Consider the following 23,176-nt stretch of genomic DNA (forward strand, 5'->3'; position numbering starts at 1 on the left):
CCTGAGTCGCTCAAAGACTGTCCGGTCGGGACAAGGATAACTCGGGATCTTGGGACTTCCTATTCATCAAAAGATGTCCCTTGAGTTATCCCCAAGACAGGTCCGCGATGTATAGTTTAAATGCTTGTTTTTATTATGTAAAAAATGAAATCACCAGAATCACCCAGTTTTGGAATTTATTCATCCACCTGGGGAAAACTGGCGGACAAAACAATAATCCACGGATTTTGCCCACCCTACAAAACCATCATCCTTTCTCTTTTCTATTTTTTTTATTAGGGAGGGTCCGACCAGTGCCGGGAAACCCGATGACCGATCTTCTCTTCACACTGTACCCTTGGGTGAAATCGCTGCACATCATGGCGGTGATCTCGTGGATGGCGGGGCTGTTCTATCTCCCGCGTCTGTTCGTCTATCACGTCGAAAAGGCACAAGCGGTAGACGGCGCTCCCGAGATCTTCTTTGAAATGGAAGAAAAACTGCTGCGCGTGATCATGCGGCCGGCAATGATCGTGGCCTGGGTCTGTGGCCTCATCATGGTGTTCACGCCCGGCATCGTCGGGTGGGACTGGTCCTGGCCTTGGGTCAAGGGTGCTGCGGTGATCGGCATGACCTGGTTCCATCACTGGCTGATGGCCCGGCGCAAGGATTTCGTCGAAGGCCGCAATACGCTCACAGGGCGCCAGTACCGCATGATGAACGAGGTTCCGACCGTTTTGATGGTCATCATCGTTCTGGCGGTCATTCTGAAGTTCTGAGGGCTATTTCCGCACCGGTTTGACTCGGGCGGCGACCGGCCTTATGTAGGGGTCAACCCATCCGTCCGGATGGCGCATCTTCCTGTTTGAAATTCAACGCTGTGCCGCACCTCTGCGGCCAAGGTCCGTATCATCATGACAATCGAATCCCTGAACCTGTCCGATCTGAAGGCGAAAAGCCCCAAAGACCTTCTGGCCATGGCCGAAGAACTCGAGATCGAAAACGCCTCGACCATGCGCAAGGGCGAGATGATGTTCCAGATCCTGCGCGAACGCGCGGACGAGGGCTGGACCGTGGGCGGCGACGGCGTGCTTGAGGTGCTGCAGGACGGCTTCGGCTTTCTGCGCTCGCCCGAGGCGAACTATCTGCCCGGCCCGGACGACATCTATGTCTCGCCCGACATGATCCGCCAGCATTCGCTGCGTACCGGCGACACGGTCGAGGGTGAGATTAAGGCTCCGGACGAGAATGAGCGCTATTTCGCGCTGACGAAGGTGACCAAGATCAACTTCGAAGATCCGGAAAAGGCCAAGCACAAGATCCTGTTCGACAACCTCACGCCGCTCTATCCGGATGAGCGGTTGAAGATGGAGATCGAAGATCCGACCATCAAGGACAAATCCGCTCGTGTGATCGACCTGGTCGCGCCGATCGGCAAGGGCCAGCGGTCGCTGATCGTGGCGCCGCCGCGGACCGGTAAAACGGTGATCCTGCAGAACATCGCGCACTCGATCGAGCGGAACCACCCGGAGTGCTACCTGATCGTCCTGCTGATCGACGAACGCCCCGAAGAGGTGACGGACATGCAGCGCTCGGTGAAGGGCGAGGTGGTATCCTCGACCTTTGATGAACCGGCGACCCGCCACGTCGCCGTGTCCGAGATGGTGATCGAAAAAGCCAAGCGCCTGGTCGAGCACAAACGAGATGTTGTTATTCTTCTCGACTCGATCACAAGACTTGGTAGAGCGTTCAACACCGTGGTGCCGTCTTCGGGCAAGGTTCTGACCGGTGGTGTCGACGCCAACGCCCTGCAGCGGCCCAAGCGGTTCTTCGGTGCGGCCCGGAACATTGAAGAGGGCGGTTCGCTGACCATCATCGCCACCGCGCTGATCGACACTGGCAGCCGGATGGACGAAGTGATCTTTGAAGAATTCAAGGGCACAGGTAACTCGGAGATCGTTCTGGATCGCAAGATCGCAGACAAGCGGGTGTTCCCGGCCATCGACATCCTCAAGTCCGGCACCCGGAAAGAGGACCTGCTGGTCGACAAGGGCGATCTGGCCAAAACCTTCGTTCTGCGCCGTATCCTCAACCCGATGGGCACAACCGACGCGATCGAGTTCCTGTTGTCCAAGTTGAAACAGACCAAGACCAATTCCGAGTTCTTCGACTCGATGAATACCTGATACGGTCTTGTAACCGACGCGAGGCCTTCGAATGGATACGATATTCGCCTTGGCCAGCGCGCAAGGCAAGGCAGGGGTCGCTGTGATCCGCCTGTCAGGACCGCAGTCGCACCAAGCGGCCAAGGTTCTGTCAGGTGGAGATTTGCCGTTGCGTGGCATGTGCCTGCGTGAGTTGCGGGCACCTGACGGGTCGCGCCTGGATGACGGGCTGGTCCTGACCTTCCACGGTCCGTCAAGCTTTACCGGCGAGGATGTGGCCGAGTTGCAGATCCATGGCAGCACGGCTTCGGTCAACGCGGTTCTGCGCGTCTTGTCCGAAATGCCGGATCTGCGACTGGCTGAGCCGGGCGAGTTCACCCGGCGTGCTCTTGAAAACGGGAAGATGGACCTTGCCCAGGTCGAAGGCTTGGCCGATCTGATCGACGCAGAGACCGATGCACAGCGCAAGCAGGCTCAGACCATCCTGGCCGGCGAATTGGGCGACTTGGCGGAACGGTGGCGGCGGGATTTGATCCGGGCGGCCTCATTGCTGGAGGCCGTCATTGATTTTGCCGATGAAGACGTGCCAACGGATGTGTCACCCGAAGTCCGATCGCTTGTGACTGCTGTCATGGCGGATCTGGAGCGGGAGGCGAAGGGCGTGAGGATTGCCGAGCGGATTCGCACCGGCTTTGAAGTGGCTATTGTCGGCCCACCGAACGCGGGCAAGTCGACCTTGCTGAATGCGCTTGCGGGCCGGGAGGCGGCAATTACTTCGGAATATGCTGGCACCACCCGCGATATTATCGAGGTGCGGATGGACCTGGCAGGCTTGCCGGTCACGTTGCTGGATACGGCCGGGTTGCGCGAAACAGAGGACCACGTAGAGGGTCTTGGGATCGCTCTGGCCAGAAAGCGGGCGGAAAATGCCGACCTTCGCGTTTTTCTGACCGAGGACCCGGAAGCGTTGGGAATTGGTATGCAATCCGGCGACATCCAGGTTCTGCCGAAGTCCGACCTTCGTTCAGATGGGACCGAGGGTGTGTCGGGGAAGACAGGTCAGGGAATAGACCGCCTGATCCACAACATATCGGTAGTCTTGCGAGAGCGAACCGCAAGTTCTGGTATTGCCACCCGGGAACGCCATCGTGTTGCAATGCTGAAATCCTCGGCCGCTCTGTCCGAAGCACTCAGAGTTCTGGATTCCGGCCCGGACCTGTACGATATTGCAGCAGAAGAGCTGCGGATCGCCATCCGCGCGTTGGAGTCTTTGGTCGGTAGAGTAGATGTGGAAAACCTGCTGGACGAAATATTCGCCAGCTTTTGTTTGGGTAAATGAGGAGTGTTTCACGTGAAACATTCGGAGTTTGACGTCGTCGTTATCGGAGCGGGACATGCAGGGGCCGAGGCGGCCCACGCCGCGGCCCGGATGGGTGCGCAGACAGCTTTGGTGACACTTTCGGAAACCGACATCGGTGTCATGTCGTGCAATCCGGCGATCGGTGGACTTGGAAAAGGCCACCTGGTTCGAGAGATCGACGCGCTGGACGGCGTTATGGGGCGGGTTGCAGACCGGGCGGGAATCCAGTTTCGCCTTCTGAATCGTCGTAAAGGGCCCGCCGTTCAAGGGCCCCGTGCGCAGGCCGACCGCTCGCTGTACCGGGCTGCAATGCAGCAGGAAACAAAGGCGCGCAAGAACCTCGAAGTCATTACCGGAGAAGTCATAGATTTCCGAATGGACGGTCATCGTGTTGCCGGGGTGGTTCTGTCCGATGGATCTGAAATCCCTGCAAAAGCGGTTATTTTAACCTCGGGAACGTTTCTGCGGGGCGTGATCCATATCGGCGATGTTCAGAGGCCCGGAGGCCGTATGGGCGACAGGCCGTCTGTACGACTGGCTGAGCGGTTGGATAGCTATGACCTGCCGATGGCGCGGCTGAAAACAGGAACGCCTCCTCGACTTGATGGACGCACGATCGACTGGGACGGATTGGAACGGCAGGACGGTGATGATGACCCGACCATGTTCTCATTCTTGTCCAAAACACCGGTGGCGCCGCAGATTTCTTGCGGCATCACACATACGAACGCGCAAACCCATGAAATCATCGAGAAGAACCTGAGTCGCTCTGCGATGTATGGGGGGCATATCGAGGGAGTGGGGCCGCGATATTGCCCTTCGATCGAAGACAAGATCGTTCGGTTTGCGGATAAGGACTCCCACCAGATTTTCCTGGAGCCTGAGGGGGTAAATGACCACACGGTGTATCCAAACGGGATTTCGACTTCGCTGCCGCAGGATGTCCAAGTCGAGTATGTCCGATCCATCAAAGGCCTTGAGTCGGCAGAGATCCTGCAGCCGGGCTACGCCATTGAATACGACTATGTGGACCCGCGTGTGTTGAACGCGTCCCTGGCCTTGCCGGAGATCCCGGGACTATATCTTGCAGGGCAGATCAATGGAACCACAGGATATGAGGAGGCGGCCGCTCAGGGCTTGGTCGCGGGCCTGAATGCCGCGTTGGAAGTTCAGGGGCGAGATGCGATTCAATTTACTCGAGCCAATAGCTATATTGGTGTCATGATTGACGATCTGACCACACGGGGTGTAGCGGAACCGTATCGGATGTTTACCTCGCGCGCCGAATTCCGTCTGTCCTTGCGCGCGGACAATGCGGATCAACGCCTTACGCCGAAAGGCCTGGAAATTGGGTGTATATCGGATCACCGTCGCCTGGCTTTTGAAACCAAAATGGAAAGGCTGGGTGCTGTGAAGTCAGTACTGACCGAACGGACCTTTACGCCCAAGGAAATCCGCACAGCTGGCATCGAAGTAAATCAGGATGGTAACCGCAGGGACGGAATGGCAATCTTGGCGTTTCCGAACGTTTGCTTCGAGGACCTTGTGCCGCTGATCCAGCAGCTGGAGGACGTCGACCAAGACACCCGTCGGCAGATCGAAAGGGACGCGCTGTACGCCAATTACATAGCTCGGCAACAACGAGACGTCGAAGCCATGAAGCGCGACGAAACCCATGCCATACCCGCGGATTTTGACTATTCCTCGCTCACAGGTCTTTCGAATGAGTTGAAGCAGAAGCTGTCAGCCGCGCGACCGGCGAACATTGCCCAGGCGAGTCGCGTGGAGGGTGTTACGCCTGCTGCTTTGACCTTGGTACTGGCAAAACTCAGAAGCAGTCAGAGAGCAAAAAAGGCATGAACGGCGACTCGTGCGCTTCGCCCGATGGCTTGAATGTTTCACGTGAAACATTCGAAAAGCTGTCAGTCTTTGTCGATCTTCTGCGGAAGTGGAATCCAAAGATTAACTTGGTTTCGCGCAGCACTCTGCCAGAAGTTTGGTCGCGGCACGTAAAGGACTCGATCCAGGTCTTTCACTTGGTTGAACCAAAGAATCACTGGGTCGATCTGGGAAGCGGTGGAGGACTTCCGGGGCTGGTCTGCGCGATACTGGCCTCTGAAGCTTCGCCTGAGACGGAATTTACCCTGGTTGAGAGCGATCAGAGAAAATCGGCGTTTTTGCGCACCGTCATCCGCGAAACCAAGGCCAACTGCTCGGTAATTTCAAAGCGGATCGAGGCTATCGATCCCCTGGGCGCTGATGTCCTGTCCGCAAGGGCGCTCGCAGACCTGACGACTTTATTGTCATTCTGTGACAGGCATTTAAGGGAAGATGGAGTGGCTGTGTTTCCCAAAGGCGCCACCTGGAAAAAAGAAATCGACGCGGCACAACGGGAATGGAATTTCACCACGGAGACGGCTAATAGTTTAACTGACCCCCAGGCTGTCATCCTGAAGATCAAAGGAGTCTCACGTGGTTGATCTGTCGCGCCCTGCAGGACCTCGTATCATGGCGGTTGCCAATCAGAAGGGTGGGGTCGGCAAGACTACGACAGCAATCAATCTGGCGGCGGGTTTGGCCGAGGCAGGATGCAAGGTTCTGGTCGTGGATCTGGACCCGCAGGGAAATGCGTCCACCGGGCTTGGGGTCGAGGATCGTGATTGGACCACGTATGATTTGATCCTGGACGAGGCGCCCTTGGAGGCCGTCGTGCAGGAAACCGAAATCGAAAACCTCAGTATCGTTCCGGCCACGGTTGACCTCAGCTCGGCCGATATTGAGCTGATCTCGAATGAAAAACGCAGCTACTTGCTGCACGACGCGCTCAGGCAACCGGCGATCGACAAGTTCGGTTTTGATTTCGTTCTGATCGACTGCCCGCCGTCCCTCAATCTGCTGACAGTCAACGCGATGGTGGCGGCGCACTCGGTGTTGGTTCCGTTGCAAAGCGAGTTCTTTGCGCTGGAAGGCCTGTCGCAACTGATGCTGACGATTCGAGAGGTTCGCCAGTCTGCGAATCCAGACCTCAGAATCGAAGGTATTGTGTTGACCATGTATGACAACCGCAACAACTTGTCCCGGCAGGTCGAAAAGGATGCGCGTGACAATCTGGGAGAGATGGTATTTAAAACCAAGATACCCAGAAATGTCCGGGTCAGCGAAGCGCCGTCATTTGCACTTCCGGTCCTTCAATATGACTCGGGGTCTCTGGGGGCGATGGCGTACCGGCATCTGGCACGCGAAATCATGCAAAAGAACAAAAAAGTGGCTGCCTGAGCGGCTGTCAGGAGGGCGAAGTGAGCGCCAGAAAAGGAAAACCTCGCGGATTGGGGCGCGGCTTGTCCGCCTTGATGGCGGATGTATCACAGGATCCTGAAGGCCGGGTCACAGCTGAACCACGTCGGCCAGACATGAAGGTTCCGATCGAGAAGCTGCGGGCAAACCCGAATCAGCCGCGCCGCACATTTTCACAGGATCAACTGGACGAGCTTGCTGCCTCGGTCAAAGAGAAAGGGATCATCCAGCCCCTGATCGTTCGCCCGGTCGGCGGCGGCGAATATGAAATCGTCGCGGGTGAGCGCCGCTGGCGCGCCGCGCAGATGGCACAGTTGCACGACATTCCGGTCGTCGTGCGCGAATTTGACGACACCGAAGTACTTGAAGTCGCCATCATCGAGAATATCCAGCGCGCTGATCTAAACGCAGTGGAGGAGGCCGCTGGCTACAAGCAGTTGATGGATCGGTTCGGTCACACCCAGGAAAAGCTGGCCGAAGCCCTGGGTAAGAGCCGCAGTCACATTGCCAATCTTCTGAGGCTGCTGTCCCTGCCAAGTGACGTTCAAGCCCTTGTTATTGAAGGCAAACTCTCAGCCGGACACGCGCGCGCCCTTATCACGGCGGATAACCCGTCCGAACTGGCGAAAATTGTCGTGAAAGACGGCTTGTCAGTCCGCGCGACCGAGGCGCTGGTCAAGAAGCAGCAACAGGGCGACAAAGATCGTCCCGCACCGCGGTCGCGTGACCTGAATGCAGGCAAGGACGCGGACACGCGGGCCTTGGAAAAAGACCTTTCCGCGATTCTGGCGATGAAGGTGGTCATCAACCACAAGCCCGGAACCGAGACCGGGCAGGTCGTGCTGACCTATGAAAACCTGGATCAACTGGATGATCTCTGCGCCAAGCTCAGCCGTTAGGGCGTGACCAGATAAAGATCATCACCGCGCCCAAGGTCACGGCCTGAATAATCAGGACATGGCTGGGCACAGAGACCAGAACCGACAAACCAAAGACGGCGGCAACCGATAGGGTCGCCGCCTTTTTTGCGGCTGGCCGGATCGCGCCCGAGGTTTGCCAATCAAGGATCAACGGGCCGAAGGTTCGGTGAGACATCAGCCAGTCGTGCAGCCGGGAAGAAGAGCGCGCGAAACAGAAGGCGGCCAACAGTAGGAACGGAACGGTGGGCAGCAGGGGCAGGGCAACACCGATCATGGCCAACGCGACGCAGAGCAATCCCAATGTGGCCCACAAATAGTGCATGACTAATCCAGCAACTCACGGATCACCGCATTGAGAACCGCGCGGCCGTCAGCAGTGGCGGAAACGCGGGGGCCGTCTTGGGTGATCATTCCGATGTCTTGCAGATAGTCCAGTTTGGGTTGAGGCAAAGGGTGCCCGGACAGGCAATTGAAACGGTCCATATCTAGACCCTCAGTCAAGCGAAGGCACATCATGAGGTATTCGTTCGCTTGTTCTTCGGCGGTCAGCGGGGTCCGCAGCTTTTCGCCATTTCCTTGCGTGGCAGCATTCAGCCACGCGGTCGGAGCCAAATGGGTTTCGGTTGCGATCCGTTGGCCGTTCACCGTGATCCTTCCATGTGCGCCCGGTCCGATGCCGACATAATCGCCATAGCGCCAATAGATCAGGTTGTGCCGAGACTCGGCCCCGGGAACAGCGTGGTTCGACACCTCGTAGGCGGGCATGCCGTGGGCTTCGCAGATCTCTTGCGTGGCCAGATACATATCGGCTGCGTTGTCGTCCTCGGGCAGGCCACGCAGCTTGCCGACAGAGTAGCGGTCGCCGAATGCGGTGCCGGCCTCGATGGTCAGCTGGTACAGCGACAGATGGTCGATCGCCATCGACAGCGCCTCGGTCAGCTCGGCGCGCCAGGCTTCAAGCGTCTGGTACTGGCGGGCATAGATCAGGTCAAAGCTGACCCGGTCGAAACAGGTGCGGGCGATGTCGAAGGCCGCGCGTGCCTCGGCCACGCTGTGGATGCGGCCCAGCCGCCGCAGATCTTCGTCATTCATCGCCTGAATGCCCATCGAGATCCGGTTCACGCCCGCATCGCGATAGGCGGCGAACCGTCCGGCGTCGACCGAGCCGGGATTGGCCTCGAGCGTGATTTCCATGTCATTGGCGGGCCGCCAAAGGCTGCGGGCGGTGTCGATCACGGCGGCAACGGTTTCGGGCGCCATAAGCGACGGGGTGCCGCCGCCAAAGAAGATCGTGTTCAGAACCCGGTCGGGGGTTTCGGCGGCCGAGCGCTTCAGTTCGGACAGATAGGCGTCAAGCCATTGTTTTTGATCAATATTTCTGGAAACATGGCTGTTGAAATCGCAATAGGGGCACTTGGCCTCGCAAAAGGGCCAATGCACGTACAGGCCAAAGCCCCCGTTGCGCCAATCATCCGCCAAAGCAGCCTTTCACGAACAGCTCGACCGCGCGACCACGATGGCTGATCTTGTTCTTTTCCCAGCGATCCATCTCGGCAAAGGTAATGACGAATCCTTCAGGGACGAACATCGGATCATAGCCGAACCCGTCCTTGCCGCGGATCGGCCAGACCAGATGACCGGGTGCGACGCCCTCGAACACCTCGTCATGGCCGTCGGGCCAAGCCAGTACCAGCGTGCAGCGGAACTGGGCGGTGCGTGGATGCGGAGCGTTGCGCGCCTCAAGCTCGGTGTGGGCGCGGGTCATGGCCATCAGGAAATCGCGGCCATTTCCGGTTTCGGCCCAGTCGGCGGTGTACACGCCCGGCGCGCCATCCAGCGCATCGATGGTGATGCCGGAATCGTCGGACAGGGCCGGCAGACCAGTGGCCTGTGCGGCCGCGTGGGCCTTGATGCGCGCGTTGCCGACGAACGTGTCCTCGGTCTCTTCGGGTTCGGGCAGGTTCATCTCGGCCGCGCCCACGACGGTCACGCCAAAGGGCTCGAGCAGATGGGCCATCTCCTCGAGCTTGCCTTTGTTGTGCGTGGCCACCAGCAGCCTATCACCTTCGAACCGGCGGGTCATGCGGTGGCGGCCTTTTGCGCGGCCACCAGCTCGGACACGCCTTTTTCGGCCAGTTCCATCAGCTGATCCATCTGCGCGCGGCTGAAGACCGAACCTTCGGCGCTCATCTGCACCTCGATCAGCTTGCCCGAGCCGGTCATGATGAAGTTTCCGTCAACGCCGGCCTCGCTGTCTTCGGGATAGTCCAGGTCCAGAACGGGCTGGCCGGCATAGATGCCGCACGATACGGCGGCGACCGGATCGACCAGCGGGTCCGTGATCACGTCGCCGGCCTTCATCAGCTTGTTCACCGCCAGCCGCAGCGCGACCCAGCCGCCGGTGATCGAGGCGCAGCGGGTGCCGCCATCGGCCTGCAGCACGTCACAATCGACGGTGATCTGGCGTTCGCCCAAGGCGACGCGGTCGACCCCGGCGCGCAGGGCGCGGCCGATCAGGCGCTGGATCTCGACGGTCCGGCCACCCTGTTTGCCGCTGGCGGCCTCGCGCCGCATCCGGGTGTTGGTCGCGCGGGGCAGCATGCCGTATTCGGCGGTGACCCAGCCCAGGCCTGACCCCTTGATGAAAGGCGGTACGCGATCCTCGATCGTGGCGGTGCACAGAACATGGGTGTCGCCGATCTTGATCAGGCAGGAACCTTCGGCATGTTTGGTAAACCCGGTCTCGATTGAAACCGGGCGCATTTCGCTTAAATCTCGTCCAGAGGGTCGCATGAGATATCCTTTGTCTGCTGGCTTGGGGATAACGCCCGGCATGGCAGCGATGCAACCCCGATTGACCTTTCTGTTGGCAGCTATTTAATGGCCACCCAGCAAGGGAACCACCGATGAGTGAAGCGAGCAAAATTCTGGACGAGTTGAACGACCGGTCGCGGGAAGTGTTTCGCCTGATCGTCGAAAGCTATCTGGAAAGCGGCGAGCCTGTCGGCAGCCGCACCCTCAGCCGGTCGCTCAGCGAAAAAGTCAGTGCGGCAACGGTTCGCAATGTCATGCAGGATCTCGAATTTCTGGGCCTTTTGGGCAGTCCGCATGTCAGCGCCGGCCGGGTGCCCACACAGGTCGGGTTGCGCATGTTCGTCGACGGCCTGCTTGAAGTTGGCGACCTGGGCGAGGACGACCGCAAGAAGCTGGATGAAACACTGGGCAGCAATTCCGGTGATGTCAGCGGTATGCTGGATCGCGTCGGGGCTGCCTTGTCGAACGTCACGCATGGCGCGTCGCTGGTGCTGACACCCAAGCACGAATCCGAAATCAAGCATATTGAGTTCGTTTCCCTGGGCCATGACCGGGCCCTGGTGGTTTTGGTTTTCGCAGATGGCCATGTGGAGAACCGGCTGTTCACGCCACCACCGGGTCAGACGCCCAGTTCGATGCGTGAGGCCGCCAATTTCCTGAACGCCCTGATCGAGGGCCGGAAACTGTCTGATGTGCGCCGGATGATCCAGACCGAAATCGCAGCGCGCAGGCAAGAGATCGACGTGCTGGCCCGCGAGCTTGTGGAAAGCGGCCTTGCGGCCTGGGAGGGTGAGGCGTCGGACTCGGCGCGTCTGATCGTGCGCGGGCGGGCGAATCTGCTGGGCGAAACCGGTCAAGAAGAGGAGCTGGAGCGAATCCGGGTCCTGTTTGACGATCTGGAACGCAAGCGTGACATTGCCGAATTCCTCGAATTGACCGAGGAAGGCGAAGGTGTGCGCATTTTTATCGGTTCCGAGAACAAACTTTTCTCACTTTCGGGTTCCTCTTTGGTGGTGTCTCCTTATATGAACGCTGATCGAAAGATAATCGGCGCCGTTGGCGTGATCGGGCCGACCCGTCTGAACTATGGGCGGATCGTGCCGATCGTGGACTACACGGCGCAACTGGTTGGGAAGCTGATTTCCGATCGGAGCTAGAGGGTAAAAGATGGCAGAGCCGAAGAACGAAGACTTTCTGGACGACATTGCAACTGCCGAGGCGGAAGAACTGGCCGAGGAGATGGCCGAGATCAGCGAAGAAGCGCTGGAACTGGATGCCCTGAAGGCCGAGCGCGATGAGTTGCGCGACAAGTTCATGCGCGCCCTGGCGGATGCGGAAAACGCACGCAAGCGTGGCGACAGGGCCCGCCGTGAGGCCGAACAGTATGGTGGGTCCAAACTGGCGCGCGACATGCTGCCGGTCTACGACAACCTGAAACGAGCGCTCGAGGCGGCTACGGACGAGCAGAAAGAGGTCGCAGCCGGCCTGATCGAAGGTGTCGAGCTGACCATGCGCGTGTTGAAGGACGTATTCCAGAAACACGGGATCGAGGTGATCACACCCGAGGTTGGCGACAAGTTCGACCCGAACCTGCACGAAGCCATGTTCGAAGCCCCGGTGCCGGGCACCAAAGCGGGCGAGATTATCCAGGTCTCAGCCGAAGGGTTCATGCTGCATGACCGCCTGCTGCGTCCGGCGCAGGTGGGGGTCAGCTCGACCCCGGCCAGCTGACGGGCCAGTGCTTCACTGACAATTGAATGGGGCGGTCAGGATCTGGCCGCCTCTTTCAGTTTGTAGATCAGGTCCAGCGCATCGCGCGGGGTCAGCTCGTCCGGCAGGATCTGGTCCAGCATGTCGGTGACCGGCGAGGCTTTCGCAGCCGGTGGCGGCGGGGGCGTTGCGGCGGAAAACAGCGGCAGATCATCGATCAGCGCTTTTTGCTTGCCCCCCTCGCGCTCGGTCTTCTCCAACTGGTCCAGAACCACGCGTGCGCGTTCGACGACCGAAGCCGGCAGGCCGGCCAGTTGCGCGACCTGCACACCATAGGACCGGTCGGCTGCGCCCTTGTGGACCTCGTGCAGGAAAATCACCTCGCCCTCCCATTCCTTGACCGCGACGGTGGCGTTTTCGACGCCCTCCAGCTTGCCGGCCAGCGCGGTCAGCTCGTGGTAATGGGTGGCGAACAGCGCGCGGCAGCGGTTGGCGGCGTGCAGATGTTCCAGCGTGGCCCAGGCGATGGACAGGCCGTCATAGGTGGCGGTGCCGCGCCCGATCTCATCGAGGATCACCAGCGCCCGGTCGTCGGCCTGGTTGAGGATGGCCGCGGTTTCCACCATTTCGACCATGAAGGTCGACCGGCCCCGCGCCAGATCGTCGGAGGCGCCCACGCGGCTGAACAGCTGGCTGACCAGCCCGATATGGGCGGACTCGGCCGGGACGAAACTGCCCATCTGCGCCAGCAGCGCGATCAGCGCATTCTGGCGCAGGAAGGTCGATTTACCAGCCATGTTCGGGCCGGTCAGCAGCCAGATGGCGGCACCGTCCTCGGCGCTGAGGTCGCAGTCATTGGCGATGAAGGCATCACCAGATTGCTGACGCAGCGCGTGCTCGACCACCGGGTGGCGGCCCGCGACGATGTCGAAGGCGCGTGAGTTGTCCACCTGCGGACGGCACCAGTTCTCGCCCAGCGCCAGATCGGCCAGCGCGATGGTCAGGTCCAGCTCGGCCAGCCCGCGCGCGGCCTGATTGATGCGGGCGGCATGGGCCAGAATCTCGTCAGAAAGCCTTTGATAGAGCCGCTTTTCGATCTCCAATGCCAAATTGCCGGCGTTCAGGATGCGGGTTTCGATCTCGCTGAGCTCAACCGTGGTGAACCGCACCTGGTTGGCGGTGGTCTGGCGATGGATATAGGTCTCGCTGAACGGCGGGTTCAGCATCTTTTCGGCATGGGCGGCCGTGGTATCGATGAAATAGCCCAGCACGTTGTTGTGCTTGATCTTCAACGAGGCGATGCCGGTATGTTCCGCGTATTTCTTCTGAAACCCGGCAATGACCGAGCGGCCTTCGTCGCGCAGGGTGCGGGCCTCGTCCAGCTCGGCGTCGAAACCGGGGGCGATGAAGCCGCCATCCCGCGCCAGCAGCGGCGGGTCGGCGACCAGCGCCTGATCCAGCAGGTCGAGCAGATCGTCGAAGCCCACGAGGTTCTGCACCGCGGTCGCCAGCAGCACCGGCAGGTCCTGACCCGCGCAGATCTCGGCAATCGCCTGCGCCTGCGCCAACCCGTTGCGGATGGCGGCCAGATCGCGCGGGCCGCCGCGCTCCAGCGACAGGCGCGATAGGGCGCGGTCCAAATCGGGCGTCTTGCGCAGCGCCTCGCGCAGATCGGCGGCGATCAGGCTGTCCTGCGCGGCAAAATCGACCGCGTCCAGCCGCGCGTGGATCACATCTAGGTTGCGGGAAGGGCTGGACAGGCGTTGTTCCAACAGGCGCGCGCCGCCCGGGGTCACGGTGCGGTCCGCCACCGACAGCAGCGATCCGGCCCGTCCGCCCGACAAAGATCGCGTCAGTTCCAGGTTCCGGCGGGTGGCCGCGTCGATCTGCACGACGCGATCCTCGGATTCCTTCATCGGGGTCTGCAGCAGTGGCAGTTTGCCCTTCTGCGTGATTTCCAGATAGTCGATCAGCGCGCCCATGGCCGAGATCTCGGCCCGGCCAAAGCTTCCGAACGCGTCCAGCGTGCCCACGTGAAACAACCCGCAGATGCGTTTTTCTGCCGCAGTGCTGTCGAAACTGGCCCGCCCGATGGGGGTGAGGGCGATGCCCAGGTCTGCGACCGTGTCGCGCAGATCGGCCTCGGCGCCATCGGCCACGATCAGTTCGGACGGGGCCAGCCGGGCCAGCTCGGGGCTGAGGCGAACCGAGGTCAGCGGCATCACGTGAAACGCCCCGGTCGAAATGTCGGCCCAGGCCAGCGCGGCCTCGTCGCGCACCTCGGCATAGGCGGCCAGAAAATTGTGGCGGCGCGCCTCCAGCAGGGCGTCTTCGGTCAGGGTGCCGGGGGTGACGAGGCGCACCACATCGCGCTTTACCACCGATTTAGAGCCTCTTTTCTTGGCCTCGGCCGGGCTTTCCATCTGTTCGCAGACGGCGACGCGAAAGCCCTTGCGGATCAGCGTCAGCAGATAGCCCTCGGCCGAATGTACCGGCACGCCACACATGGGGATGTCTTCACCATTGTGCTTGCCGCGCTTGGTCAGGGCGATGTCCAGCGCCTCGGCGGCGTTCACGGCATCCTCGAAGAACATCTCATAGAAATCGCCCATGCGGTAGAACAGCAGGGCGTTTTTGTGGGCCTCTTTGATTTCCAGGTATTGCGCCATCATTGGCGTGACGTTGGACAAGGCTGCTCCCCTCTGGCGTATTCCGGCGCGACCTTACAAATCCCCCAACCGCGACGAAAGGTGAAATCGCATAGTCGTTGAGGCGCGCCCCCGCCTGCGGTATGAGGCGAAAAGCCCCGAAGTCATGGAACCGACCGTCAAAATGCCCAAAGCGAAGATCACCAAAGAAGAGGCGCTGGCCTTTCACCTGGAACCCACCCCCGGCAAGTGGGAGGTGCAGGCCACCGTTCCCATGACCACGCAGCGCGATCTGTCGCTGGCCTACAGCCCCGGCGTGGCGGTTCCGTGCGAAGCCATCGCCGAGAACCCCGAGACCGCCTATGACTATACCAACAAGGGCAACCTTGTGGCCGTGATCTCGAACGGGACGGCGGTTCTGGGGCTGGGCAATCTGGGCGCGCTGGGGTCCAAGCCGGTGATGGAGGGCAAATCGGTCCTGTTCAAACGCTTCGCCGACGTGAACTCGATCGATATCGAGCTGGACACTGAGGACCCCGACGAATTCTGCCGTGCAGTGCGGCTGATGGGGCCGACCTTTGGCGGCATCAACCTGGAAGACATCAAGGCGCCCGAGTGCTTCATCATCGAACAGCGCCTGAAGGAAGAGATGGACATCCCCGTCTTTCACGACGACCAGCACGGCACGGCGGTGATTTGTGCGGCGGGGCTGATCAACGCGCTGCACATCTCGGGCAAGAAGATCGAGGACGTGAAGATCGTCCTCAACGGGGCCGGGGCGGCGGGGATCGCCTGTATCGAACTGCTCAAGTCGATGGGTGCCAAGCATGAAAATTGCATCGTCTGCGATACCAAGGGTGTGATCTATCAGGGTCGGACCGAGGGCATGAACCAGTGGAAGTCGGCTCATGCGGTTCAGACCGAGCTGCGCACGCTGGAAGAGGCGATGAAAGGTTCCGACGTGTTCCTGGGCGTGTCCGTCAAAGGCGCGGTCACGCAGGAGTTGGTCGCCAGCATGGCCGACAATCCGGTGATCTTCGCCATGGCCAACCCCGACCCGGAAATCACCCCGGAAGAGGCACACGAGGTGCGCGTCGATGCGATCGTGGCCACCGGGCGCAGCGACTATCCCAACCAGGTCAACAACGTTCTGGGCTTTCCCTACCTGTTCCGCGGGGCGCTGGACATCCACGCGCGCGCCATCAATGACGAGATGAAGATCGCCTGCGCCCACGCGCTGGCCCGTCTGGCGCGCGAGGACGTGCCCGACGAGGTGGCGCTGGCTTATGGCAAATCGCTGACCTTCGGGCGCGACTACATCATTCCCACGCCGTTTGATCCGCGCCTGATCTATCGCATTCCGCCGGCCGTCGCGAAGGCGGGGATGGACACCGGCGCGGCCCGGCGGCCGATCATCGACATGGAGGCCTATGAGCTGAGCCTCAAGTCGCGCATGGACCCGACCGCCAGCATTCTGCGCGGCCTGAACGCCCGGGCCCGCGCGGCGCAAAGCCGGATGATCTTTGCCGAGGGCGACGATCCGCGGGTTCTGCGCGCGGCGGTGATTTATCAGCGGTCGGGCTTTGGCAAGGCGCTGGTCGTGGGCCGGCCCGACGACGTCAAGACCAAGCTGGAAGCCGCCGGTCTGGGCGACGCGGTGCGCGAATTGGAGGTGGTCAACGCCGCCAACACCACGCATCTCGAGACCTACAAGGACTTTCTGTATCAGCGACTGCAACGCAAAGGCTTTGACCGCAAGGACATCCACCGCCTGGCCGCGCGCGACCGGCATGTGTTCTCGGCCCTGATGCTGGCGCATGGGCATGGCGACGGTCTGGTGACCGGGGCCACCCGCAAATCGGCGCATGTGTTGGACCGCATCAGCCATGTGTTCGACGCCGACGCCGCCCATGGCGCTGCCGGGATCACCGCGCTGCTGCACAAGGGCCGGATCGTCCTGATCGGCGACACGCTGGTGCATGAATGGCCCGATGAGAACGATCTGGCGACGATTGCCGAACGCGCCGCCACGGTTGCCCGCCACATGGGGCTGGAGCCTCGGGTGGCCTTCGTCAGCTTCTCGACCTTCGGCTATCCGGTCTCCGAGCGGACCGAAAAGCTGTACAAAGCCCCGCAGGTGCTGGAGGCGCGCGGCGTCGATTTCGAATACGAAGGCGAAATGACCGTCGACGTGGCGCTGAACGCCCACCAGCAAGAGGCCTATCCCTTCTGCCGCCTGACCGGGCCGGCCAACATCTTGATCGTGCCTGCGCGGCACTCGGCCTCGATTTCCACCAAGCTGATGCAGGAAATGGCCGATGCTACGGTGATCGGCCCGATCCTGACCGGCATCGACAAGCCGATCCAGATCTGTTCGACCGGCTCGACCGCGAATGACATCCTGAACATGGCCATCCTGGCCTCGTGCGACATGGCGTGATCCGATGGCAATCTGGAACCTGGGCTCGATCAATGCCGACATGGTCTATGCGCTGCCGCACCTGCCGGCGCCGGGTGAAACCCTTGCGGCCAGCGGTTTGCAGCGGTTTCTGGGCGGCAAGGGCGCGAACATGTCGGTTGCGGCGGCACGGGCCGGGGCGCATGTGCGCCACATCGGCGCCGTGGGGGCCGACGGGCTGTGGGCGCGCGACCGGTTGACCGAATACGGGGTCGACACGCGGCACATCGCGCAGGTCGATCAGCCCACGGGCCATGCGATCATCGCCGTGGATGCGCAGGGCGAAAACCTGATCATCCTGTACCCCGGCGCCAACCATGCGATCGGAGCCGGTCAGGTTTCCGCCGCGCTGGCAGACTCTGACACGCGCGGTCTTCTGGTGTTCCAGAACGAGACCACCGCACAGGTCGAGGCCGCGAAGCTGGGCCGCGAGCGGGGTCTGACGGTGTGCTATGCCGCAGCCCCCTTCAGCGCAACGGCGGTGCAGGCGGTGCTGCCCTATCTGGATTTCCTGATCCTGAACGAGGTCGAGGCCGCCCAGCTGCAACAGGCCACAGGGATGGCTCCGGCCGATCTGCCGGTCGAGCATGTGATCGTCACGCTGGGGTCAAAAGGCGCCCGCTATCATCAACGCGGGCAGGCGGCGGCAGAGTTTCCCGCCCACAAGGTCAAGGCCGTGGACACGACCGGGGCCGGGGACACCTTTACCGGATATGTTCTGGCGGGAATGGACCGGGGGATGCCGATGGCGCAGGCCATCACCCAAGCCAACCGGGCCGCTGCCCTGATGGTGATGCGGCCTGGTACGGCGGACGTCATTCCCGATCTGAAAGAGGTGCGCGAGGCCGCGCTGGATTAAGATCCGGCAAACGGCGCGGCGTTGCCCCACAATTGCCGGACCCGTGCATCGCGGCCGCAGGCCTTGCGATAGGCCTTGTAGGCATTCAGCTGGCGTTTCGGCCCGAACCGGGTGAACACCAGCTTTTTGCCCTTGTAGTAATCCTGATGATAGGCCTCGGCCGGATAGAACGCCCCAAGCGACAGGACCGGAGTCACGATGGCCTGACCCAGCGCACGCTGTGCTTCGGCCTTGCTGCGTTCGGCCAAAGCTTTTTCGCCTGTGTCAGAGACAAAAATCGCTGTGCGATAGCTCTCACCCCGGTCACAGAACTGCCCGCCCGCATCGGTGGGATCGACCGAGCGGAAAAACAGGTTCAGCAGGGTTTCACGGGAAACGCGGGCCGGATCGAAGGTGATCTGCACCGCCTCGTAATGGCCGGTGCCGCCGCTCGTGACCTGGCTGTAGGTGGGGTTCGGAGTCGTGCCGCCGGTGTAACCCGAAACCGCCTCGATCACGCCGGGCACGGATTCGAAATCGGCCTCGACGCACCAGAAACAGCCGCCCGCCACGGTCAGCGTCTCGGTTCCGGCCGCCGGGGAAGGCTGAGCGCGCAGGATCAGCGCCAGCGCAATCAGCGCAAACAGAAGGGTCAGCTTGATCTGGTCGAGGCAACGGGTCATGGCGGATCTCCTTTCCGCCTCAGGCTGCCGCGCAACGGGGCGGCTGGCAATCGGCTGAAACCGTTTGTCACGCGGTGGTGAGACGAGTTTATCGCCTAGCCCAGCAACTGCCCCAGCTTCATCGCGACGCCCATGTCGCCCGAGATCTTGAGCTTGCCCATCATCACCCCTGTCATCGGGTTCAGCTTGCCGGTCAGCAGTTTGCCCAGGTTTTCGCGCGAGATGCGGATGGTGCAATCGGTCTCGCGGTCCTGGGTGGTGGCCGTATTGTCGGCCAGCACGATCACGCCATCGGCGCCGCAATCAAATTTCAACGAGCCGTCAAAGCGTTTGTCGGCCAGCCCTTTTTGGATTCCCTCGGCGATCTCCTGCAGCATCCCTGCCTCCCTTTTTCGCACTTGCGTTCGGGGTGACAGAGGGCAGGGGCCGGGGCAAGCGTGACCTTACGGGAAACCGCTCAGCCCAGGGCCTGCTGTGTGCGCGGGCAGGGCTGCCCGTCATAGAACGCGCCCAGAACCTCCTGGAATTCAGGCGGAGCATCGGGCACGGCGGCGAACAGGGTCATGGACGACCGCAGCTTCTTGGCGTCCACCTTGCCCAGAATCTCGGCCGGGTCCTTGCCCGCGTGGGTCAGCATCAGCCGGGCCACCTCGGTCAGGCGGCGGCGCAATTCGGGATGGACCAGGTAGGCCGCAGCCTCGTCCAGATCCTCGATCCCGTAAAGCTGCGCCATGTGCGATTGGCCCAGCTCGGCCAGTTGCGGAAAGACGAACCACATCCAATGGCTGGTCTTCTGCCCCCGTTCCAGTTCGCGCAGGACATCGGACCAGACCGTGTCCTGCGCTTCGATGAACATTTCCAGTTCGTCGTCCAGGCCGTCATCCTCGGTCACTTGGACAACCGCTTGTCGCGCGCCGCCAGCAGCTTGAGCCGCAGTGCGTTCAACTGGATGAAGCCCGCGGCGTCTTTCTGGTCATAGGCGCCAGCGTCTTCCTCAAAAGTCACATGCGCCTCGGAATACAGCGAGTGATCCGACCAGCGGCCCACGGTCGAGGCCAGACCCTTGTAGAGTTTCACGCGGACGGTGCCGGTGACGTGTTCCTGAGATTTGTCGATGGCGGCCTGCAGCATCTCGCGCTCGGGGCTGTACCAGAAACCGTTGTAGATCAGCTCGGCATATTGCGGCATCAGCTGGTCTTTCAGGTGCATTGCTCCGCGGTCCATGGTGATGGATTCGATGCCGCGATGCGCTTCCAGAAGGATGGTGCCGCCCGGTGTTTCGTAGATGCCGCGCGACTTCATGCCCACGAACCGGCCCTCGACCAGATCCAGACGGCCGATGCCGTGCTTGCCGCCGTATTCGTTCAGCTTGGTCAGGATGGTCGCTGGGCTCATCGCCTCGCCATTGATGCTGACCGGGTCGCCTTTTTCAAAGCCGATCTCGATATATTCGGGCTCGTTCGGGGCGTCCTCGGGGTGGACGGTACGCTGATAGACATAGTCGGGCGCCTGTACAGCGGGGTCTTCCAGAACCTTGCCCTCGGACGAGGTATGCAGGAGGTTCGCATCCACCGAGAAGGGTGCCTCGCCCCGCTTGTCTTTGGCGATCGGGATCTGGTGCGCCTCGGCAAATTCCAGCAGCTTGGTGCGGCTGCTCAGGTCCCACTCGCGCCAGGGCGCGATCACCTTGATGTCAGGGTTCAGCGCATAGGCCGCCAGTTCGAACCGCACCTGGTCATTGCCCTTGCCGGTGGCGCCATGCGCCACTGCGTCAGCGCCGGTTTCCTTGGCGATCTCGATCAGGCGCTTCGAGATCAGCGGACGCGCGATCGAGGTGCCCAGCAGGTACAGCCCTTCGTACTGCGCATTGGCGCGGAACATGGGGAAGACGAAATCGCGGACGAACTCCTCGCGGATGTCCTCGATATAGATGTTCTCGGGCTTGATCCCCAGCAGCTCGGCCTTCTGGCGGGCGGGCTCAAGCTCTTCGCCCTGACCCAGGTCGGCGGTGAAGGTCACCACCTCGCAGCCATACTCGGTCTGCAGCCATTTCAGGATGATCGAGGTATCAAGGCCACCGGAATAGGCCAGAACAACTTTCTTGGGCGCGGACATCTGACTTCCCCTTATGCGTAAGACGATTGGCCCCTAGCGGGTTTTCGACGTGGGGGCAAGAAGCTGTGGATTGACCGGGCGGCGGAATTGCAGTCAAACGGTATCAACCATGGATTGATTAAGGAAAATTCGGAATGCTCGGATGGAATATTTTTGCGCACTCGCTTCGGATGGTTTTTGGCAATCTCAAGCAGGTGGCGCAAATCGTTATCGGTCCGGCCGTAATCGGAACGGTTGCAATCATCGGCCTGTTCATGGTGTCCGGAATTCCACTCGAAGTATTTGATGACAATCCGAATGGGTTACCGCCGGGGGTGAATCCGGGGGCCCTTATTCTGTTTGCGTTGCTCCTGTTCGTCGTGATGGTCCTCATCATGGGCTGGATCGCGGTGGCCTGGCACAGATACATTCTTCTGGAAGAGTATCCTTCCGGCGTGCTGCCCACCTTTCGGTTCGATCGCATTCTGGCCTATTTCGGACGCGGGCTGATGCTGGGGATCCTGATGGCAATTGCGTTCCTGCCGATGGGGATCCTGACAGGCTTGCTGGGCGAAGGACTGATCGCCATTTCGATCATCCTGACCATCGGCTACCTGGTTTTCCTGGCTATTTGCTTCTATCGGCTGTCCATCATCCTGCCGGCTGCGGCAATCGGCCAGCCGATCACGTTGAGCGAGGCTTGGAACAACACTCTGGGTACCGGAGGTACAATCGTCGTTATTATCGTGATCTCGTTCCTGTTTCAGTTCCTGGTTCAGATGGCGATCGGAGTTTTGTCGATCATTCCGGTACTGGGTGTATTGATCGCCCTGTTTTTCGGGATCCTGATCCTGCCGATGATCAACGTCAGCATCCTGACCACGATGTACGGCGTGTTCATCGAAAAGCGCGAACTGGGCTGATCGCCCGTACACCGATGTATTCCTTGCCCTTGTCGGCCTGATGGGGCAGGGAATGCGGCATGAGTGATTTCATGACCCGCGCCCGCGCCGCCGAACAGGCGATGCGCACCGTGTTTCCTGCAACACCGTTGCAGCGCAATGCCCATCTGTCCGAGAAATATGATGCCGACATCTGGCTGAAACGCGAAGACCTCAGCCCGGTGCGGTCCTACAAGATCCGCGGCGCGTTCAACGCCATGCGCAAGCAGCAGGGGCAGGACCTGTTCGTTTGCGCCAGTGCGGGCAACCACGCGCAGGGCGTGGCCTATATGTGCAAGCACATGGGGGTCAAAGGCGTGATTTTCATGCCGGTGACCACACCTCAGCAGAAGATCCAGAAGACCCGAATCTTTGGAGGCGACAACGTCGAGATCCACCTGACCGGCGACTATTTCGACCACACGCTCGCCGCGGCTCAGGAGTGGTGCGCGCAGCAGGGTGGGTATTTCCTGTCGCCCTTCGACGATGACGACGTGATCGAAGGGCAGGCCTCACTGGCCGTGGAGATCGAAGAACAGCTGGGCCGCCTGCCCGATCACGTGGTGCTGCCGGTGGGTGGCGGCGGCATGTCCTCGGGTGTGGCGACATGGTTCGGCGACCGCACCCATTGCCTGTTCGTCGAGCCCGCGGGCGGGGCCTGTCTGCGCGCGGCGCTGGCGGCGGGCCATCCGGTGGCGCTGGACAAGGTGGACAATTTCGTCGACGGCGCGGCGGTGGGCCGGATCGGAGACAAGCCGTTCCAGCTGTTGCGTGACCGGCACTTGTCGGACGTGATCGTTCTGTCCGAGGACCGCATTTGCACCACCATGATCGAGATGCTGAATGTGGAAGGCATCGTGCTGGAACCCGCCGGGGCCTTGGCGATCGAGGCGGTGGGCGACGTCCAAAGCTTTGTGCGCGGCAAGACGGTCGTCTGCGTCACCTCGGGCGGGAATTTCGATTTCGAGCGTCTTCCCGAGGTCAAAGAGCGGGCGCAGCGCTATTCGGGCGTCAAGAAATACTTCATCCTGCGCCTGCCGCAGCGCCCCGGAGCACTGAAGGAATTTCTGAACATCCTCGGCCCCGAAGATGACATCGCCCGGTTTGAATACATGAAGAAATCGGCGCGCAATTTCGGTTCGGTCCTGATCGGGATCGAGACCAGCAAGCCGGACAATTTCCTGCGCCTGTTTGCGCATCTGGACGATGCCGGGTTCGTCTATACCGACATCACCGAGGACGAGACGTTGGCGCAGTTCGTGATCTGACCGA

General features: G+C 61.0%; 22 protein-coding genes. 13 read left to right on the top strand and 9 right to left on the bottom strand.

The features are described 5' to 3' along the window. Positions 1-308 precede the first annotated feature (308 nt). The 7 genes from ACR0MM_RS17960 to ACR0MM_RS17990 all read left to right on the top strand — a co-directional run bounded on the left by ACR0MM_RS17960 (position 309) and on the right by ACR0MM_RS17990 (position 7,697). Complete coding sequence (locus ACR0MM_RS17960; protein ID WP_170342619.1) at positions 309-758, top strand: CopD family protein; 450 nt, start codon at positions 309-311, stop codon at positions 756-758. A 135-nt stretch (positions 759-893) separates the two neighbouring features. Further along, on the top strand, positions 894-2,165 hold the full coding sequence (gene rho, locus ACR0MM_RS17965; RefSeq protein WP_170342621.1) for a transcription termination factor Rho: 1,272 nt from the start codon (positions 894-896) through the stop codon (positions 2,163-2,165). Between the two features lie 31 nt (positions 2,166-2,196). Next, entirely contained in the window at positions 2,197-3,483 is a 1,287-nt protein-coding gene (gene mnmE, locus ACR0MM_RS17970; RefSeq protein ID WP_170342625.1) for a tRNA uridine-5-carboxymethylaminomethyl(34) synthesis GTPase MnmE, read from the top strand. Between the two features lie 3 nt (positions 3,484-3,486). Continuing rightward, a complete protein-coding gene (gene mnmG / locus ACR0MM_RS17975; protein ID WP_480697715.1) occupies positions 3,487-5,364 on the top strand; it encodes a tRNA uridine-5-carboxymethylaminomethyl(34) synthesis enzyme MnmG in 1,878 nt (625 codons plus the stop codon). Then, positions 5,361-5,984 (top strand): 16S rRNA (guanine(527)-N(7))-methyltransferase RsmG, encoded by a 624-nt coding sequence (gene rsmG, locus ACR0MM_RS17980; protein ID WP_480697717.1) that lies wholly within the window; start codon positions 5,361-5,363, stop codon positions 5,982-5,984. The genes mnmG and rsmG overlap by 4 nt, the downstream gene beginning before the upstream one ends. Continuing rightward, complete coding sequence (locus ACR0MM_RS17985; protein WP_315901682.1) at positions 5,977-6,780, top strand: ParA family protein; 804 nt, start codon at positions 5,977-5,979, stop codon at positions 6,778-6,780. The genes rsmG and ACR0MM_RS17985 overlap by 8 nt, the downstream gene beginning before the upstream one ends. A gap of 20 nt (positions 6,781-6,800) precedes the next feature. Beyond that, entirely contained in the window at positions 6,801-7,697 is an 897-nt protein-coding gene (locus ACR0MM_RS17990) for a ParB/RepB/Spo0J family partition protein (RefSeq protein ID WP_170342632.1), read from the top strand. Here ACR0MM_RS17990 and ACR0MM_RS17995 read toward each other — a convergent pair. The 4 genes from ACR0MM_RS17995 to rph are packed head-to-tail and all read right to left on the bottom strand — an operon-like array spanning position 7,687 to position 10,511. Beyond that, positions 7,687-8,040, bottom strand: coding sequence for a YbaN family protein (locus ACR0MM_RS17995; protein ID WP_170342635.1), 354 nt, complete (start codon positions 8,038-8,040; stop codon positions 7,687-7,689). The genes ACR0MM_RS17990 and ACR0MM_RS17995 overlap by 11 nt on opposite strands. Positions 8,041-8,042: 2 nt before the next feature. Next, positions 8,043-9,197: a radical SAM family heme chaperone HemW gene (gene hemW / locus ACR0MM_RS18000; protein WP_480697719.1), complete on the bottom strand. Its 1,155-nt coding sequence runs from the start codon at positions 9,195-9,197 to the stop codon at positions 8,043-8,045. Then, positions 9,187-9,801: an RdgB/HAM1 family non-canonical purine NTP pyrophosphatase gene (gene rdgB, locus ACR0MM_RS18005; protein ID WP_480697721.1), complete on the bottom strand. Its 615-nt coding sequence runs from the start codon at positions 9,799-9,801 to the stop codon at positions 9,187-9,189. Before rdgB ends, hemW begins: the two co-directional genes overlap by 11 nt. Further along, entirely contained in the window at positions 9,798-10,511 is a 714-nt protein-coding gene (gene rph, locus ACR0MM_RS18010) for a ribonuclease PH (protein ID WP_005979825.1), read from the bottom strand. The genes rdgB and rph overlap by 4 nt, the downstream gene beginning before the upstream one ends. Before the next feature lie 113 nt (positions 10,512-10,624). On the opposite strand from rph, the gene hrcA reads away from it, so the two are divergent. After that, entirely contained in the window at positions 10,625-11,689 is a 1,065-nt protein-coding gene (hrcA, locus tag ACR0MM_RS18015; protein ID WP_093963901.1) for a heat-inducible transcriptional repressor HrcA, read from the top strand. Between the two features lie 10 nt (positions 11,690-11,699). After that, positions 11,700-12,263 carry a nucleotide exchange factor GrpE gene (locus ACR0MM_RS18020; RefSeq protein WP_170364359.1) on the top strand — a complete coding sequence of 188 codons (564 nt, stop codon included), beginning with the start codon at positions 11,700-11,702 and terminating at the stop codon, positions 12,261-12,263. 35 nt (positions 12,264-12,298) lie between these two features. Here the strand turns inward: ACR0MM_RS18020 and mutS are convergent, their stop codons facing one another. After that, positions 12,299-14,914 (bottom strand): DNA mismatch repair protein MutS, encoded by a 2,616-nt coding sequence (gene mutS / locus ACR0MM_RS18025; protein WP_480697790.1) that lies wholly within the window; start codon positions 14,912-14,914, stop codon positions 12,299-12,301. Positions 14,915-15,074: 160 nt separating this feature from the next. Between mutS and ACR0MM_RS18030 the strand changes: the two genes are divergently transcribed. After that, positions 15,075-17,330: an NADP-dependent malic enzyme gene (locus tag ACR0MM_RS18030; protein ID WP_480697723.1), complete on the top strand. Its 2,256-nt coding sequence runs from the start codon at positions 15,075-15,077 to the stop codon at positions 17,328-17,330. A 4-nt stretch (positions 17,331-17,334) separates the two neighbouring features. Continuing rightward, positions 17,335-18,207 (top strand): ribokinase, encoded by an 873-nt coding sequence (locus ACR0MM_RS18035; RefSeq protein WP_480697725.1) that lies wholly within the window; start codon positions 17,335-17,337, stop codon positions 18,205-18,207. On the opposite strand, the gene msrA is transcribed toward ACR0MM_RS18035, so the two are convergent. The 4 genes from msrA to ACR0MM_RS18055 form a co-directional block, all read right to left on the bottom strand. Further along, a complete protein-coding gene (msrA, locus tag ACR0MM_RS18040; RefSeq protein WP_480697727.1) occupies positions 18,204-18,869 on the bottom strand; it encodes a peptide-methionine (S)-S-oxide reductase MsrA in 666 nt (221 codons plus the stop codon). The two genes, ACR0MM_RS18035 and msrA, sit on opposite strands and share 4 nt — an antisense overlap. A gap of 95 nt (positions 18,870-18,964) precedes the next feature. Next, positions 18,965-19,246 carry an SCP2 sterol-binding domain-containing protein gene (locus tag ACR0MM_RS18045; protein WP_005979840.1) on the bottom strand — a complete coding sequence of 94 codons (282 nt, stop codon included), beginning with the start codon at positions 19,244-19,246 and terminating at the stop codon, positions 18,965-18,967. Between the two features lie 80 nt (positions 19,247-19,326). Beyond that, positions 19,327-19,725, bottom strand: coding sequence for a DUF1810 domain-containing protein (locus ACR0MM_RS18050; RefSeq protein ID WP_480697792.1), 399 nt, complete (start codon positions 19,723-19,725; stop codon positions 19,327-19,329). A gap of 32 nt (positions 19,726-19,757) precedes the next feature. Next, complete coding sequence (locus ACR0MM_RS18055) at positions 19,758-20,984, bottom strand: argininosuccinate synthase (RefSeq protein ID WP_170363962.1); 1,227 nt, start codon at positions 20,982-20,984, stop codon at positions 19,758-19,760. A gap of 134 nt (positions 20,985-21,118) precedes the next feature. Between ACR0MM_RS18055 and ACR0MM_RS18060 the strand changes: the two genes are divergently transcribed. Together ACR0MM_RS18060 and ilvA are read left to right on the top strand one after the other, a co-directional pair. Further along, on the top strand, positions 21,119-21,886 hold the full coding sequence (locus tag ACR0MM_RS18060) for a hypothetical protein (protein WP_480697730.1): 768 nt from the start codon (positions 21,119-21,121) through the stop codon (positions 21,884-21,886). Between the two features lie 59 nt (positions 21,887-21,945). Beyond that, complete coding sequence (gene ilvA / locus ACR0MM_RS18065; RefSeq protein WP_480697732.1) at positions 21,946-23,172, top strand: threonine ammonia-lyase IlvA; 1,227 nt, start codon at positions 21,946-21,948, stop codon at positions 23,170-23,172. Positions 23,173-23,176 lie beyond the last annotated feature (4 nt).

The sequence above is a fragment of the Ruegeria sp. BC6 genome, from assembly GCF_056539185.1.